At 71.6% G+C, this 13964-nt stretch carries 14 protein-coding genes and 1 riboswitch; of the genes, 2 read left to right on the forward strand and 12 right to left on the reverse strand.

What is annotated here, in order from left to right; translation table 11 throughout:
- Nucleotides 1–61 precede the first annotated feature (61 nt).
- Complete coding sequence (gene cobF, locus CK240_RS13170) at nt 62–829, forward strand: precorrin-6A synthase (deacetylating) (protein WP_095640797.1); 768 nt, start codon at nt 62–64, stop codon at nt 827–829.
- Here cobF and cobA read toward each other — a convergent pair.
- Genes cobA through cbiE form a run of 5 tightly spaced genes read right to left on the reverse strand, consistent with a single transcriptional unit; the run spans nt 787 to nt 5147 of the window.
- Nucleotides 787–1533, reverse strand: a complete 747-nt coding sequence (gene cobA, locus CK240_RS13175) for a uroporphyrinogen-III C-methyltransferase (protein ID WP_095640798.1) — start codon at nt 1531–1533, stop codon at nt 787–789. The genes cobF and cobA overlap by 43 nt on opposite strands.
- Nucleotides 1530–2837, reverse strand: a complete 1308-nt coding sequence (locus CK240_RS13180; RefSeq protein WP_095640799.1) for a cobyrinic acid a,c-diamide synthase CobB — start codon at nt 2835–2837, stop codon at nt 1530–1532. The genes cobA and CK240_RS13180 overlap by 4 nt, the downstream gene beginning before the upstream one ends.
- The gene (gene cobM / locus CK240_RS13185) at nt 2834–3607 is read right to left on the reverse strand and encodes a precorrin-4 C(11)-methyltransferase (protein WP_095640800.1); all 774 of its coding nucleotides are present in this window, start codon (nt 3605–3607) and stop codon (nt 2834–2836) included. The genes CK240_RS13180 and cobM overlap by 4 nt, the downstream gene beginning before the upstream one ends.
- Nucleotides 3604–3975 (reverse strand): cobalamin biosynthesis protein, encoded by a 372-nt coding sequence (locus CK240_RS13190; RefSeq protein WP_095640801.1) that lies wholly within the window; start codon nt 3973–3975, stop codon nt 3604–3606. The genes cobM and CK240_RS13190 overlap by 4 nt, the downstream gene beginning before the upstream one ends.
- Nucleotides 3972–5147, reverse strand: coding sequence for a precorrin-6y C5,15-methyltransferase (decarboxylating) subunit CbiE (gene cbiE / locus CK240_RS13195; protein WP_095640850.1), 1176 nt, complete (start codon nt 5145–5147; stop codon nt 3972–3974). Before cbiE ends, CK240_RS13190 begins: the two co-directional genes overlap by 4 nt.
- Between cbiE and CK240_RS13200 the strand changes: the two genes are divergently transcribed.
- A complete protein-coding gene (locus CK240_RS13200) occupies nt 5119–5889 on the forward strand; it encodes a cobalt-precorrin-6A reductase (protein ID WP_240517420.1) in 771 nt (256 codons plus the stop codon). The two genes, cbiE and CK240_RS13200, sit on opposite strands and share 29 nt — an antisense overlap.
- Here the strand turns inward: CK240_RS13200 and cobJ are convergent.
- From cobJ to CK240_RS13235, 7 genes are read right to left on the reverse strand one after another with little or no spacing between them, the layout of a single operon-like run.
- On the reverse strand, nt 5868–6602 hold the full coding sequence (cobJ, locus tag CK240_RS13205) for a precorrin-3B C(17)-methyltransferase (RefSeq protein WP_095640802.1): 735 nt from the start codon (nt 6600–6602) through the stop codon (nt 5868–5870). The genes CK240_RS13200 and cobJ overlap by 22 nt on opposite strands.
- Nucleotides 6599–7315, reverse strand: a complete 717-nt coding sequence (gene cobI / locus CK240_RS13210) for a precorrin-2 C(20)-methyltransferase (protein ID WP_095640803.1) — start codon at nt 7313–7315, stop codon at nt 6599–6601. Before cobI ends, cobJ begins: the two co-directional genes overlap by 4 nt.
- 3 nt (nt 7316–7318) lie before the next feature.
- Nucleotides 7319–7948: a precorrin-8X methylmutase gene (locus CK240_RS13215; protein ID WP_095640804.1), complete on the reverse strand. Its 630-nt coding sequence runs from the start codon at nt 7946–7948 to the stop codon at nt 7319–7321.
- Nucleotides 7932–9041 carry a cobalamin biosynthesis protein CobG gene (locus tag CK240_RS13220; protein WP_095640805.1) on the reverse strand — a complete coding sequence of 370 codons (1110 nt, stop codon included), beginning with the start codon at nt 9039–9041 and terminating at the stop codon, nt 7932–7934. Before CK240_RS13220 ends, CK240_RS13215 begins: the two co-directional genes overlap by 17 nt.
- Nucleotides 9038–12241, reverse strand: coding sequence for a cobaltochelatase subunit CobN (gene cobN / locus CK240_RS13225; protein WP_095640806.1), 3204 nt, complete (start codon nt 12239–12241; stop codon nt 9038–9040). Before cobN ends, CK240_RS13220 begins: the two co-directional genes overlap by 4 nt.
- The gene (gene cobW / locus CK240_RS13230; protein WP_095640807.1) at nt 12241–13257 is read right to left on the reverse strand and encodes a cobalamin biosynthesis protein CobW; all 1017 of its coding nucleotides are present in this window, start codon (nt 13255–13257) and stop codon (nt 12241–12243) included. Before cobW ends, cobN begins: the two co-directional genes overlap by 1 nt.
- A gap of 1 nt (nt 13258) precedes the next feature.
- Complete coding sequence (locus CK240_RS13235; protein WP_095640808.1) at nt 13259–13609, reverse strand: DUF1636 domain-containing protein; 351 nt, start codon at nt 13607–13609, stop codon at nt 13259–13261.
- Between the two features lie 122 nt (nt 13610–13731).
- Nucleotides 13732–13942: riboswitch (cobalamin riboswitch) on the reverse strand.
- Nucleotides 13943–13964 lie beyond the last annotated feature (22 nt).

Here is a 13964-nt window from a genome sequence, read left to right on the forward strand (position 1 = left end):
GCCCTTGCGAGCGGCGCGGGTTTGCCTTTAGGCCGTGCCGGAAGCTCTGGGGGACCGCGCCATGGAACTGACCCTTGTCGGCATCGGGACCGGCAATCCGGGCCACCTGACCCTGCAGGCGGTCGAGGCGATCCGGGCAGCGGACATCCTGCTGATCCCCGACAAGGGCGAGGACAAGCAGGAGCTGGCCGACCTGCGCCGCAGCATCGCCGCCGGCTGCGTGGGGAAGGACGACGCCCGGCTCGTGACCTTTCCGATGCCCGGGCGCGACCCGGGCGTTCCCGACTACAAAAGGCGGGTGCAACTCTGGCACGATGCGATCGCGCAGGCGTGGCTTGATGCGCTGGCGCCCTTCGCCGGGGTGCGGAAGGTCGCGCTGCTCGTCTGGGGCGACCCCGCGCTGTTCGACAGCACCCTGCGCATCGCCGAGCGGATCGCGAAGGCCCGTCCTCTGGATCTCAAGGTCGTGCCCGGCCTGACGTCGCTGCAGGTGCTTGCGGCATCACATGCCATCCCGCTCAACCGCCTGGCCCAGCCGTTTCTTGTCACCACCGGACGGCACCTGCGCACGCACGGCTGGCCCGCGGGCATCGACACGCTTGTGGTGATGCTCGATGGAGAATCGTCGTTCAGCACCCTGGACCCGGCCGGGATCTCGATCTGGTGGGGCGCCTATGTGGGGATGGAGGGCGAGATCCTCGACCACGGGCCGCTGTCCGAGGCAGGCCCCCGCATCACCAGGGCACGGGCGGAGGCACGCGCGCGGCGGGGCTGGATCATGGACATCTACCTGCTGCGGCGCGAGGGATCAGGGGCAAGCGCCCCGTAAAGGATCAGCGTCGGGGCGGTCGAGCGCGCCTGGACGCGGCACAGTTCGACGATCTCGCGGATCGTGCCCCGGTGCAGCGCCTCGGCGGGCGTGGACACGCCGGCCGCGAGGATCGCCGGAGTTTCCGCGGGAAGGCCCTGCGCGATCAGTCTGGCTGCGAAGTCGGGAAAGGTCGCCCGCGCCATGTAGACGGCCGTCACCGCCTGGGGGTCTGCCAGCGCGGCCCAGTTCAGATCACCGGGCAGCGCCCCGGTCACGTCGTGGCCGGTCACGAACTGCACGCGCCGCGCGGTAAGGCGCCGCGTCAGCGGGATGCCCGCCGCCGCAGCCGCCGCCGCAGGCGCCGTGACGCCGGGGATGACCTCGTAACCGATCCCGGCAGCGTCGAGGGCGGCGATCTCTTCTTCAAGGCGGCCGAACATGCCCGCGTCGCCGGATTTGAGCCGCACCACCCGGGCGCCGGTTTTCGCATGGTCCACCAGCAGGCGGTTGATGTCGTCCTGCCGGGCCGAGGCACGGCCCGCGCGCTTGCCGACCGGGATCAGTTCCGCGTCGCCCGAGGCGAGATCGAGGATCGGACCCGAGGACAGGTCGTCGTAAAGCACGACCCCGGCCGCCTGCAGGCGCGTCACGGCCCTGACCGTCAGCAGCTCGGGGTCGCCCGGGCCGGATGACACGAAGCTGACGAAGCCCGCATCCCTCATGGCGCCTCCGCAATCAGGTGAAAGAAGGTGCCGGTGACATTTCCCCGCCGCGATCCGGTTTCCGGGACGGCCTTGCCTTCGGCATCGACGACCTCGGCCAAGGAGGTGTCCGGCTGCGAAAGGATCGTGGAATAATGGAACTCGTGGCCCAGCAGGTCCTGACCGCTTCCATGGCCCGGCATGGGGGAAAGCAGCCGCGCGCGCCGGTATCCCAGGTGCATCCGGCGACTTGCGTAGCTTGTTTCCAGTCCCAGCAGCCCGGCCATGCGATGAACCTGCCCCCCTGCATCCGTCAGGCTTTGCCCCAGCACCATGTATCCGCCGCATTCGCCATGGACCGGCCTGTTCTCGGCAAACCGTCTCACGCCTGCAAGGAAGTTCTGCGCTGCGGCCAGCCGTCCTGCGTGAAGTTCCGGATATCCCCCGGGAAGCCAGCAGCAATCTGCCTCCGGCGGCGGTTCGTCAGCCAGCGGCGAGAAGGGCAGGATCTCCGCCCCCGCCGCCCGCCAGCCGGCGAGAAGATGCGGATAGGTGAACGAGAACGCCGTGTCCCGTGCCAGCGCGATCCGCTGCGCCGGAGGACGGCCGCGCCGGGACGGCCCCAGGGGCATGCCGCCGGCGGCCAGCGCCCGCAATCCCGCCAGATCGACATGGGCACGCAGGAAAGCGGCATATGACGCGATGGCCGCCTGCAGGTCGGGATGCTCGACCGCCTGCACGAGGCCCAGGTGACGCTCGGGCAAGGTCAGGTCGCCGCGTCTCGGCAAGGCGCCGAAGACGGGGACGCCCGCGCCGTCCAGCGCAAGGCGGCACAGCCGCTCGTGCCGGGGCGAGGCGACGCGGTTCAGGATGACGCCCGCGACCCGCACATCCGGGCGGAAGTGCCTCAGCCCCAGCGCCAGCGCTGCCACGGTCTGCGCCTGGCCCGAGACATCCATCACCACCACGACAGGCCAGCCCGTGATCGCCGCGATGTCGGCGCTTGAACCGTTGCCAAAGGCCCCGGCCGCCGCGACCCCGTCGAACAGCCCCATCGAGCCTTCCGCCACGGCCATCTCGCCCGGCAGGTCAAGCTGGCCGGCCAGCACCCCCGGCCCCATCGCCCAGCTGTCGAGGTTGCGCGACGCCTCGCCGCAGGCGGCGCGGTGAAAGGCGGGATCGATATAATCCGGTCCGCATTTGTAGGGACGGACCTTCACGCCGTCCTCGGCAAGGCAGCGCAAGAGCCCCAGCATCACCGTCGTCTTTCCCGCGCCCGAGCGGGGGGCCGAGACGATCAGGCCGGGGATCGTGGCGCGGGTCATCGAGTCACCGCATCCGCGCGCCCGGCCCGGAACCGGCGGTCATAGTCGGCGGCATAAAGGCGGCTTTCGTCGAAGTCCTCGGCGGCCAGCGCGCGGCCGACGAGGATCAGGGCCGTCCGTTCCATCGTCTCGCCCACGGCGGCGGCGATGGACGCCAGCGTTCCCCGCACGATGCGCTGGTCCGGCCAGCTTGCGCGCCAGACCACGGCCACGGGGCAGTCGGTGCCGTAATGCGCGCCAAGCTCGGCCGCGACCTCGCCCAGCCGGTGGATCGACAGATGGATCGCCAGCGTCGCCCCGGTGGCGGCGAAGGCGGCCAGCGTCTCGCCCGGCGGCATGGGCGAGGCGCGGCCCGAGGTGCGGGTCAGGACAACGCTTTGCGCGACGCCGGGCAGCGTCAGTTCCGCGCCCAGGGCGGCGGCGCCTGCGGCAAACGAGGGAACCCCCGGCGTGACGTCACAGGGGATGCCCAGCGCCCGCAGGCGGCGAAGCTGCTCGCCCATGGCGGACCAGACCGACAGGTCCCCGGAGTGGAGCCGCGCCACGTCCAGCCCCTGCCCGTGCGCGGCGGCGATCTCCGCGATGATCTCGTCAAGGCTCAGCGGCGCGGTGTTGATGATCCGCGCCCCCTCGGGACAGTGCCGCAGCACCTCGACGGGGACCAGCGAGCCCGCATAAAGGCAGACGGGCGAGGCCGCGATCAGGTCCCGCCCCCGCAGCGTCAGAAGGTCGGGCGCGCCGGGGCCGGCGCCGATGAAATGGACGGTCATTGTTCGGGACTTTCCTCGGATCGGGCCAGGGCTAGGGTGACGCAGCCATCGGCCGAGATCACGCGCGGCAGGACCAGCCTTGCGGCGGGACCGGCGGCAACAAGCGCGCAGGCCTCGGCGATGCTGCCGGTGCCGTGGCGGGCCAGGATGCGGGGGCTGCGGGTGGGGGTGCTCACGCCCCGCAGGGAGGCTTGAGGGATAAGGCGGATGCGGTAGCCGCGCGCCTGCAGGTCCCGGACCAGCGGGTGAGCCTGCCGGAAGTCGGGGATGGCAAGCGGCAACGCGGCCGTGACGTCGTGGCGCCGGAACAGCTCGCCCAGGCTGCCAAGGTTCGCCGCCGCGCGAAGACCGAGACCGACGACCCTCATCGCACGGCACTCCATTGCAGGACGGGATAGCTGGCCTTCCAGCCCCGCTTGCCGCCCAGAGGCGTCACCTGCGACAGCTCGATCCGCAGAAGCGTTCCGCCCCGGTGCGCCTGCGCCTGCGCCAGCAGGCTTTCGGTTTCCAGCGTCACCCCATGCGCGACGATACGCGTTCCCGCCGGAAGGCAGGCCCACAGCGCGTCAAGCAGCGGGGCGTCCAGCCCGCCGCCCACGAAGACGGCATCCGGCGCAGGAAGCTCTGGCAGCAGGTCAAGCGCGCGGCCCTGCCGCACGTCAAGCTGCGGCACCCCGAGGGATGCGGCATTCGCCCGCGCCCGCGCGGCGCGGGCAGCCACGCGCTCGACGCCGATGGCGCGGTTGCGGGGATGCGACAAGAGCCACTCGATCCCGACCGAGCCGCTGCCCGCGCCGAGGTCCCACAGCAGCTCGCCCGGACGCGGGGCAAGCGCCGAAAGGGCCAGCGCGCGGACGGGGCGCTTGGTGATCTGGCCGTCATGGTCGAAATGGTCGTCCGCAAGGCCCGAGCAATGCGGCAGTCCCTTGCCGCCCCGGACCTCGATGGCGCAGGCGACGAGGTTTCCGCAGCGGGGCAGATCGTCGGTGGCGGCGTGACGGCGGATACGCTCTTTCGGGCCGCCCAGATGTTCCATGACGTGCAGCACCGAGGCGCCGAAGCCGAGCAAGGCCAGATAGCCCCCCAGGGCGGCGGGCGCCTCGCCGTCGCGAAGGGTCACGATCAGCCTTGCGCCCTCGGACAGGTGGCGGCGCAGCTTCTCGACCGGCGCGGCGTGAAGGCCGAGGCACGCCACCTCCTCGAGCCGCCAGCCGAGGCGCGCGGCGGCAAGGGACGGCAGGGAAACGCCCGGATAGGCGCGCCATTCGCCGCCGGGCAACTGCTGCGCCAGGCTGCCGCCCGCCCCGTGCCAGAAGGGATCGCCCGAGACCAGCGCCGCCACCGGCCTGCCGCGCAACGCCAGCAGGGGCGCCGGCGAGAAGGGCACCGGCCACGGGAACTTGCCGGGGTGGTCGACCATCGCCAGATGGCGCGGGCTGCCGAAGACGACCTCGGCCCGTTCCAGCGCATCCCGGCTTGCCTCGGTCAGGTCCTTGAGGCCATTTTCCCCGATGCCGATGATCGACAGCCATTCAGACATCCGGCCGACCCTCATCCTGGGCGGCACGACCGAGGCGAGCCGCCTGGCGCAGGCCATGGCCGATGCGGGCCGGCCCGCGATCCTGTCCTATGCGGGGCGGGTGGCCAGCCCCCGGGCGCAGCCGGTTGCCGTCCGCAGCGGCGGCTTCGGCGGGGCCGAGGGGCTTGCGGCCTTCCTGCGGGACAACGGCATCGGGCAGGTCATCGACGCGACCCATCCCTTTGCTGCCCGGATCAGCCGCAATGCCGTGGTGGCCTGCGCCATGGCCGGGGTGCCGCTTTGCGCCTTCGAGCGGCCGCCCTGGGTGGCGGGACCACAGGACGACTGGACCCATGTTCCCGACCCAGAGGGCGCGGCGTCCGCCCTGGACGGGCCCGGCAGGCGGGTGTTCCTGGCGATCGGCCGCCAGCATCTCGCGGCTTTCGCGCCCCTCGCGCAGCATCGCTTCCTGACCCGCCTGGTCGATGCGCCTGCCCCGGATTTCCCGTTGCGGAATGCCGAGGTGGTGGTCGCCCGCGGTCCCTTCCGGCCCGAGGACGACCTTGCGCTGATGCGCGCGCATGGCACGGAGCTGCTGGTCGCCAAGAACGCCGGCGGAGCCGGGGCCGAGGCGAAGATCCTCGCCGCCCGGACGCTCGGCATCCCGGTCATCATGATCGACCGGCCCGAACTGCCGGACCGGCCCGTGCGCGGCACTGTCGCCGGGATCATGGACTGGCTTCATGCGCGCCTCGGCGTGTAAACGAAGCGCCCGGCCTGCCGCGTGGCCGACGAACCCACGATGACAAGGGTGCGCATGTCGGCCACGTCGGGCCGCGCCGCCCGCAGCGGCACCACGCGGATCTCCTGAGCGGGCGTCGAGACGGCGCGGGCGAAGATGATCAGGCGCTCGGGCCCGGCCACGGCCTGCAGCAGGCCCAGAACGGACGCGAACTGATGCGGGCGCGATGTCGAGCGCGGGTTGTAGAAGGCCATGGCGAAATCGGCTTCCAGCGCAAGGCGCACCCGTTTCAGCACCAGGTCGAAGGGCTTGAGGTTGTCCGACAGGTTGATCGCGCAGAAATCATGGCCCAGCGGCGCACCCGCCGCCGCCGCTGCGGCCAGCATGGCAGTGATGCCGGGCAGGACGCGGATGTCCAGGTCGCGCCAATGGGCCGGACCCTGTTCCACGGCCTCGAACACCGCCGAGGCCATGGCGAAGACCCCCGGATCGCCCGAGGACACCACGACGACGTGGCTTCCCTTGGCCGCAAGCTCCAGCGCGTGCACGGCGCGATCAAGCTCGACCCGGTTGTCCGAGGGGTGCAGGCGCAGCCCCTCGCGCGGGGCGATGCGGCCGACATAGGGGATGTAGCCGATGACATCGCTCGCCCGGTCCAGCGCGGCGGCGACCTCGGGGGTGATCATGGCCTCTGCGCCGGGCCCCAGCCCCGCGATGACAAGCGATCCCGTCATGGCCTGCGCCCCTGCCCGTGCACCAGCACGATCGAGAAGTAGGGCACCGGCCCCTCGACCTCGGACAGCATCCGCACCCGCTCTTCGGCCATGGTGCCGTGCTCGACCAGCCAGGCCTGGTCCGCCCGTCCGGCGGCCTTCAGGGCGGCGCGCAGGCGCGGCAGGTTGCGGCCGATCTTCATGACCACCAGCGCATCTGTGTCACGGATGCGCCGGGTCAGGTCCTCCTCGGGCAGGGTCGCGGGCAGCACCGTCAGGATGTCGTCGCCCCAGGTGATCGGCAGGCCGGTCGCCGCCCAGCAGCCCGCCATGCCGGGGATGCCGGGCACCACCTCGACCCGCTCGCGCGGCAGCCGGGCGTAAAGATGCATGAACGAGCCGTAGAAGAAGGGATCGCCCTCGCAGAGGACCACGACGTCCTCCTTCTCGGACAGCCGGGAAAGCTCTGCCGTCCATCGCTCGTAGAAGTCCGCAAGCGCCGCGTTGTAGCGCGGGTCGGACAGGGGAATCTCGGTAGTCACCGGGTATTCCATCGGGATCTCGGCGGCATCGGGGCGAAGCAGGCCCTCGACGAGCCTGCGCGCCACGCCCCGGGCGCCCGCCTTGCGGAAGAAGGCCACACGGCGGGCATTCGTCAGATGCCGATGAGCCTTGACGCTCATCAGCTCGGGATCGCCCGGGCCGAGGCCGATGCAGATGATCTTGCCGGACATCGCCTACTCCCGCGCCGAGGCGAGCGCGTTGACCGCGGCCACCGTCATCGCCGAGCCGCCCGGGCGGCCCTCGACCACGCACCAGGGGACCGGGTCGTCCTTCATCAGCGCGGCCTTGGATTCCGCCGCGCCGATGAAGCCCACGGGGCAGCCGATGATGGCCGCAGGCCGGGGGAAATCCTGCTCGGCCAGGCGGTTGAGCAGGTGGAACAGCGCTGTCGGCGCATTGCCGATGGCCACCACCGCGCCCGCCAGATGCGGCCGCCACAACTCGATCGCCGCCGCCGAGCGGGTGTTGCCCATCCCTTCCGCAAGGGCGGGCACGCGGGGGTCATGCAGGGTGCAGACGACCTCGTTGCCGGCGGGCAGCCGGGCGCGGGTGATCCCCTCGGACACCATCCGGGCGTCGCACAGGATCGGCGCGCCGTCCTGCAGCGCCTTGCGGGCCCGCGCCGCGAAGCCGGGCGAGAAGCGGATCGCGGATGCAAGCTCCACCATCCCCGCGGCGTGGATCATGCGGACGGCGACGACCTCCTCCTCGGGGGTGAAGCGGGCGAGGTCGGCCTCGGCGCGGATGGTGGCAAAGGATGCGCGGTAGATGGCCGCGCCATCCGTTTCATAGCTGTGCGCCAAGATGGCCTCTCATCATGTCGGCAATGTCCGTGGTCGTCAGTCCGCGCCGCGAGGGCTCGTCCCCTGCCCGACCGTTCCGGATCAGGTCGAAGCGCCCTTCGCGCCCTGTCAGCGTGATCGAGGCCGGGTCGGGATGGGCGCAGCCCTTGGCGCAGCCCGAGACATGCAGGTGCCGCCCGGCCGGCACATGGGGCGCCAGCTGCCGTGCCAGCGCCCGGGTCGCCACGCTGGCCGAGGAACAACCCGGCGCACCGGTGCAGGCGCTGACGCGCAGCAACGGGGCCTCGGGGTCCGTCAGCCACAACGCGCTGTGCAGATCGCCCTCGGGCAGGACAGCCCGCCATGGCGTCAGGCGCAGACCGTGGCCGGCAAGATCCCGCAGCGCCGCCGCCGTCGCCGCCCCGAAGGGCGCGAACAGGAACGGCGCCGCCCGCAACAGGTCTTGCCGAAGCCCCTGCCGGTCGGGTGCGGCGTCCTCAAGCAGCGGCGGCTTCAGCCCCTCTCCGATCGCCTGCGCCATCCGGCCATGCCCGCTGGCCGCAAACCAGTCCAGCACCTCGGCAAGACGGGGGATCACCGTTCCGGGGGTGACCCTTTCGCCCCACGCCATCCCGTCGGCGCGCAGCAGCAGGCCGTCGCCTGCACGCTCGATGCGCAGGTCCGCCGAGGCATCCTGAAGAGCCGCGCGACTTCCGGTGTCGATGGCGAAGCCGAACTTCGGCGGAAGATCGGGCGCGTCCCGCAGGGCTTCTTCAAGCCCGCGCACCAGATCCGTCGTCCCGTCGCCCGCGCGCCAGAAGGGCGTCACCATGAAGTTGCGCCGGGCCTCGCGGCGCGGATTGGCGTCCAGCAGGCCCAGCGCCGCAAGCCGGCGCTGAACCTCGGGCAGGGCCTCGTTGCCGACGCCCCGCAACTGCAGCGTCGCCCGCGAGCCGAGATCGACCTGACCGTTCCCGAAGATCTCGGCGATCTCCGCCAGCCCGACCACCTGCGCCGGATCAAGGCGCGATCCGTGCGGACGGACGCGCAGCAGAAGGCCGTCGCCCGCAGGCATCGGACGCAGGGCCCCGGGGCACCAGCCCTTGCGGGTCATGCCGGGAACTCCCCGGTCGAATTGCGGCGCAGAACGGGGCCGAACTCGGCGAAGATCGCTTCCATCGCGGCCAGCGCCTCGGGGTTCGCATCCGCAAGGAAACCGCGCACCTCGGGCGATCCGAGGGTCGCGTCGTGATAAAGGGCGAACAGATGCGGGGGCACCGCCTGGGCCATGCGGGCGAAGGCGGCCATGTGTTCAAGGGTGGCCGCGATCTCGGCGGCGCCGCGAAACCCGTGCCGCATCATGCCCCCCAGCCAGCGGGGGCTGGCGGCGCGGGCGCGGACGACGCGGGCGATCTCCTCGGAAAGCAGCCTTGCGCGGGGCGTGTCGGGGCGGGTGGCGTCAAGGTGGTAAAGCGTCCCCGGCGCGAGCCCCAGCACCATGCGGGCGGCGGCGAAGCCCGCCTCGTGCGCCGCATGATCCATCGCCAGCAGAAGGTCGGTTTCCGCCAGGTCCTGCGACAGCACGAAGCCGTCCGCCGCCCTGATCCGCGCCTCGAGCCCCGCGCGGTCGGGCCTGCCATCCGCCCCGAACGCCGAGTTCTGCAACCATGCAAGCCCCGCGGCTTCGGCCGCCATGTCATCGTCGATCCCCGTGCCGAAGCGCCCCGGCGCCGGGGCGAAGACATGCGGGCCGGGGACGGCCACGACATAGGGGTTCATGTCGTCCGCCTCGTCGCGGGCGGCCAGCGCGTCACAGCCCTGCTGGAACAGGGTGACGAGTTCCGGGAAGGTGTCGCGGAACAGCCCCGAGACGCGCAGCGTGACCTCGATCCGGGGCCGGTCCATCAGCGCAAGCGGCGTGATCCCGAAGCCGGTGACGCGCTCGGAGGCGGGGTCCCACAGCGGTTCCAGCCCCGCGAGATGCAGCGCCATGGCGAAATCCTCGCCCGCCGTCCGCATGGTGGCGGAACCCCAGAGATTGACGACCAGCCCCGTCGGATAGCCGCCATGGTCCTGCAGATGACGGCGGACGAGTTCCCCGGCCAGCCGGACGCCCTGCGCCCATGCCGCGCGCGAGGGCACCGCGCGCGGATCGACGCCGTAAAGATTGCGCCCCGTCGGCAGCACGTCGGGCCGTCCGCGATAGGGCGAGCCGGAAGGACCCGCCTCGACGCGGTGGCCTGCCAGCGCGGCGGCGATCGCCCCGCGTTCGGACGCGAGCGAGGCAGGGTCGCCCTGTCCCCTGCCCTCTGCGTCCGGGGTGCCTTCCCCCCAGACATGCAGGCCGTCTCCGAACCGGCTTTCCTTGAGGTCGCAGACGAAACGGTCGATGGCCGTGACCGCCTCGGCGGCCGAAGCGTCAGGCGAGAGCCCGAGGTCCGCCTCGAGCCCCTGCTCGCGCGCCTCGGTCCGTATCAGCGGGATCAGCCGCAGGCGGCGAGCGGGGTCCAGCCCGTCCGCAATCGAGTATTCGTCCAGCAGGCTTTCCAGCCGCAGCAGGTTCCCGGGCATACCCGCGGCGACCAGCGGCGGCGGCAGGTGGCCCAGCGTCAGCGCGCCCAGCCTGCGGCGGGCCTGCGCCGCCTCGCCGGGGTCGTTGACGATGAAGGGATAAAGCACCGGCAGGCCGCCGGCCAGCGCGTCGGGCCAGCAGTCGCCCGACAGCGCCGCGGCCTTGCCGGGCAACCATTCCAGCGTCCCATGCGCCCCCACATGGACGATCGCATCGACCCCGGCCCCATGCCTCAGCCAGAGGTGGAAGGCCACGTAGTCATGCCCCGGCACATGCGACAGGTCGTGGTAATCGGCCTCGCGGCTGGCCACGCTGCCGCGTTCGGGCTGAAGCGCAAGAAGGATGTTCCCCGCCCAGAAGGCCCGGAACTGCGGGTCATGGACCGGCTCGCCATGGGCGGCTTCCAGGTCCCGGCGCAGCGTGTCGGGCAGGCCGGACAGCGCCGCGTCATAGGCGGCCCGCGGCCAGGCAAGCCGGGTCGCCTTCAGGTCGCGCAGCACGGCCCCGGACGTGAGGTCCTGACCAAGCTGGCGCGCGATGGCCGCCGCCGAGGCCATGGCGTCAAGCCCGACCGCATGGGCAAGCCGCCACTCCCTGCCCGGATAGGTGGACAGGACCAGCGCCACGCGGCGGGTCGAGGGGGGGCGCGCCCGCAACCGGCACCAGTTCAGCACCCTTTCCACGACCGCGCCGATCCGGCCTGCGTCGGGGCTGTGGCGTTGAAGACGGAACTGCAACGCGGGGTCGGTTTCCACCACCTCCTTGAAGGAGACGACCCCCGCATGGATGCGTCCGTCCAGTTCCGGCAACGCCACGTGCATGGCGAGATCGGCGGCGGAAAGGCCGCGCTCGGACCCCGCCCACCCCGCACGGTCCGAGGTGGCGTGGACCACCTGGAACACCGGCACCCCCGCCGCATCGAGCGGAGAGCCGTCCTCTCCCCGTCCCGAAAAGGCGGTCGCGTTGACGATGGCGGCGGGCGCAAGCCAGGGCAGGATGGACCGCAGCCAGTCGGCCGCCGCCGGGTCCTTGAGGCTTGGAAGAAACAGGCCGACAGCCTGCAAGCCTTCCGCCTCGAAGGCCCCGATCAGCGCCGCGACGGACGCGGTGTCAGAGGCCGCGGCCCATGCGCGGTAGAAGGGAACGAGGATCAGCGGACGGTCATCTTGCCCGATGGCCGTGACCGGACCCGAGGCCGGATGCCAGAACCCGTGGTTCGGCAGCGTCGTGGTCCCATCGACCGGGCCGGCCTTCAGCCCCGCCGCCCGGGCGAGTTCGCCCAGCGCCGCCGCGCAGGCGATGTCTCCCCCGGTCCCGCACAGCGCCGACAGCCGCCGCAGGACGGGAAGGGGCACTGTCGATGCGGCGTCCAGCACGGGGTCGGGACGGCCGTCCGCCGGCAGGACGGCCAGCGCGATGCCCTTGGCGCGCGCGATGCGGGACAGTTCGTCCAGCCCATAGGGCCAGTAGCTTCGGCCGCCGATCAGCCGGACGAGGATGCCCCGGGCCGCCGAAAGGGTCCGCTCGACATAGGTATCGACGGACAGCGGATGGCGCAGGCGCGAAAGATTGGCCAGCCGCAACGAAGGCAGCCCGGCCCTGCCCCACTGCCAGCCTGCCGCGAAGGCGCCGAGGTCGCTGTCCGAGAAGGACAGGACCACCAGATCCGCGGGCGCCTGCCCCAGATCCTCGGGCTGGGCGGTTTCCTCCAGCCCGTGGCTTTCGCGGAACAGGACGTGCATCAGGCCAGCGCGGCCCGGATCGCGTCCGCGTCGATGTCGCCCTTTTCGGCGATCACCACGAGACAGCCGCGCCGGGGCCGGTCGCCCCAGGGGCGGTCGAACTGGTGGCGCACGCGCGCGCCCACGGCCTGAACGAGAAGCCGCAGCGGCTTTCCTTGGATGGCGGCATGGCCCTTGATCCGCAGGATCTTCTGCGCCTCGGCCAGCCTTGCCACCTTCGCGGCCAGGGTCTGCGGGTCAGCCTGCTCGGGCAGGTCGATCACCACCGTGTCGAAGTCGTCGTGGTCATGCTCGTCTTCGCCGTCATGGTGCGAAGGGCGCGCGGCCAGGTCGTCCTCGGCCGCGGCGTTGATCCCCAGCACCACGCGCGGGTCGATCACCCCTTCGGTCAGCGGGATCATCGGCAACGGACGCGGGGCCTCGGCCGCGATGATCCCGCGGGCCGCGGCCACCCCGTCCGGGCCGGCCAGATCGGCCTTGGACAGCAGCACGATGTCGGCGCAGGCGATCTGGTCCTCGAACACCTCGGACAGCGGCGTCTCGTGGTCCACCTGGCCCTCGTCGCCGGGATGGGCGGGGTCGGGGGCGAAGCGGCCCGCCGCGACGGCCTCGGCATCCGCCACGGCAACCACTCCGTCAATGGTGATGCGCGACCGCAGGTCCGGCCAGTCGAAGGCCTTGAGCAGCGGCTTGGGCAGCGCCAGCCCCGAGGTCTCGATCACGATATGGTCTGGCCTGGGGTCGAGCGCCAGCAGCCGCTCGATCGAGGGGATGAACTCGTCGGCCACGGTGCAGCAGATGCAGCCGTTGGTCAGTTCGACGATGTTCGCCTCGGGGCAGTTCGCGTCGGCGCAGGCGCGGATCAGGTCGCCATCGACGCCCACGTCGCCGAATTCGTTGACCAGGACCGCTAGGCGGCGCCCCTGCGGGTTCTGCAGCAGATGGCGGATCAGCGTGGTCTTGCCCGCGCCGAGGAAGCCGGTGACAACGGTGACAGGGGTTTTTTCCAGCGACATGTCAGTCCTCGAACGGGGGAATGCGGGCGACGGTATGCTTGCGGATCACCTGGGGGCGCGCGCTCCACGGAACGACCCCGCGCGGCGCTGCCGCATAGGCGCGGGCCATGCCGGCAATGTCGTCGAGGTGCCGGTCAGGGTCGATGTCGCCCTGCACATAGGTCCACGAGCCCGGTCCCCGGAACACGACCACGCAGGACCGCCCGCAGGCCGAAAGGCACTCCTGCCGGTCATGGGGAACGCCACGCGCGGCCAGCGCCTCGGACAGGCGCATCCCGTCGCTGGGGGTCAGCGGATCGGCGCCCGCGCGCCTGCAGGTGGTGCAGACCACCAGCATGTTCTTCCTGGCCATCTGCCCTCCCGGCAAGCCAATGAGGCGGAGGACTGGACAGGCGCAGGACATGCGGGGGCGGCGCGAGCCCCATCATGGCTTGCACACGGTTCACCCCGACCGCAACACACCGCGGATGCGAGATCTCGCACCGCACGCTGGCAGGTCTCCCGGCTTGCGGATCATGGGGATTGCTCCCCTGCGGTCACCCGACCTTCCCAGGCCTTCCGGCCCAGTGGCATCCGGGTGACCTCTCCGGTCACGGTCGCGGGGGCGGCTGCGCTTCGCTGGAAACCAGCTATCGCATTCCCTCTTAGCTCGCTTTGTGCGAGAACCAACGATGCGCGAGGGAAGCCACGAGACGGCCGCGCTTGTC

It is taken from the genome of Paracoccus salipaludis (assembly GCF_002287065.1).
GTDB classification, from domain to species: domain Bacteria; phylum Pseudomonadota; class Alphaproteobacteria; order Rhodobacterales; family Rhodobacteraceae; genus Paracoccus; species Paracoccus salipaludis.

Coding starts and splice junctions, on each gene's coding strand:
- cobA (WP_095640798.1), bottom strand. CDS start 1,533: ATGAGGGATGCGGGCTTCGTCAGCTTCGTGTCATCCGGCCCGGGCGAC.
- cbiE (WP_095640850.1), bottom strand. CDS start 5,147: ATGTCTGAATGGCTGTCGATCATCGGCATCGGGGAAAATGGCCTCAAG.
- cobF (WP_095640797.1), top strand. CDS start 62: ATGGAACTGACCCTTGTCGGCATCGGGACCGGCAATCCGGGCCACCTG.
- cobW (WP_095640807.1), bottom strand. CDS start 13,257: ATGTCGCTGGAAAAAACCCCTGTCACCGTTGTCACCGGCTTCCTCGGC.
- cobM (WP_095640800.1), bottom strand. CDS start 3,607: ATGACCGTCCATTTCATCGGCGCCGGCCCCGGCGCGCCCGACCTTCTG.
- CK240_RS13190 (WP_095640801.1), bottom strand. CDS start 3,975: ATGAGGGTCGTCGGTCTCGGTCTTCGCGCGGCGGCGAACCTTGGCAGC.
- CK240_RS13220 (WP_095640805.1), bottom strand. CDS start 9,041: ATGACCCGCAAGGGCTGGTGCCCCGGGGCCCTGCGTCCGATGCCTGCG.
- cobJ (WP_095640802.1), bottom strand. CDS start 6,602: ATGACGGGATCGCTTGTCATCGCGGGGCTGGGGCCCGGCGCAGAGGCC.
- CK240_RS13180 (WP_095640799.1), bottom strand. CDS start 2,837: ATGACCCGCGCCACGATCCCCGGCCTGATCGTCTCGGCCCCCCGCTCG.
- CK240_RS13200 (WP_240517420.1), top strand. CDS start 5,119: ATGCCGATGATCGACAGCCATTCAGACATCCGGCCGACCCTCATCCTG.
- CK240_RS13235 (WP_095640808.1), bottom strand. CDS start 13,609: ATGGCCAGGAAGAACATGCTGGTGGTCTGCACCACCTGCAGGCGCGCG.
- cobN (WP_095640806.1), bottom strand. CDS start 12,241: ATGCACGTCCTGTTCCGCGAAAGCCACGGGCTGGAGGAAACCGCCCAG.
- cobI (WP_095640803.1), bottom strand. CDS start 7,315: ATGTCCGGCAAGATCATCTGCATCGGCCTCGGCCCGGGCGATCCCGAG.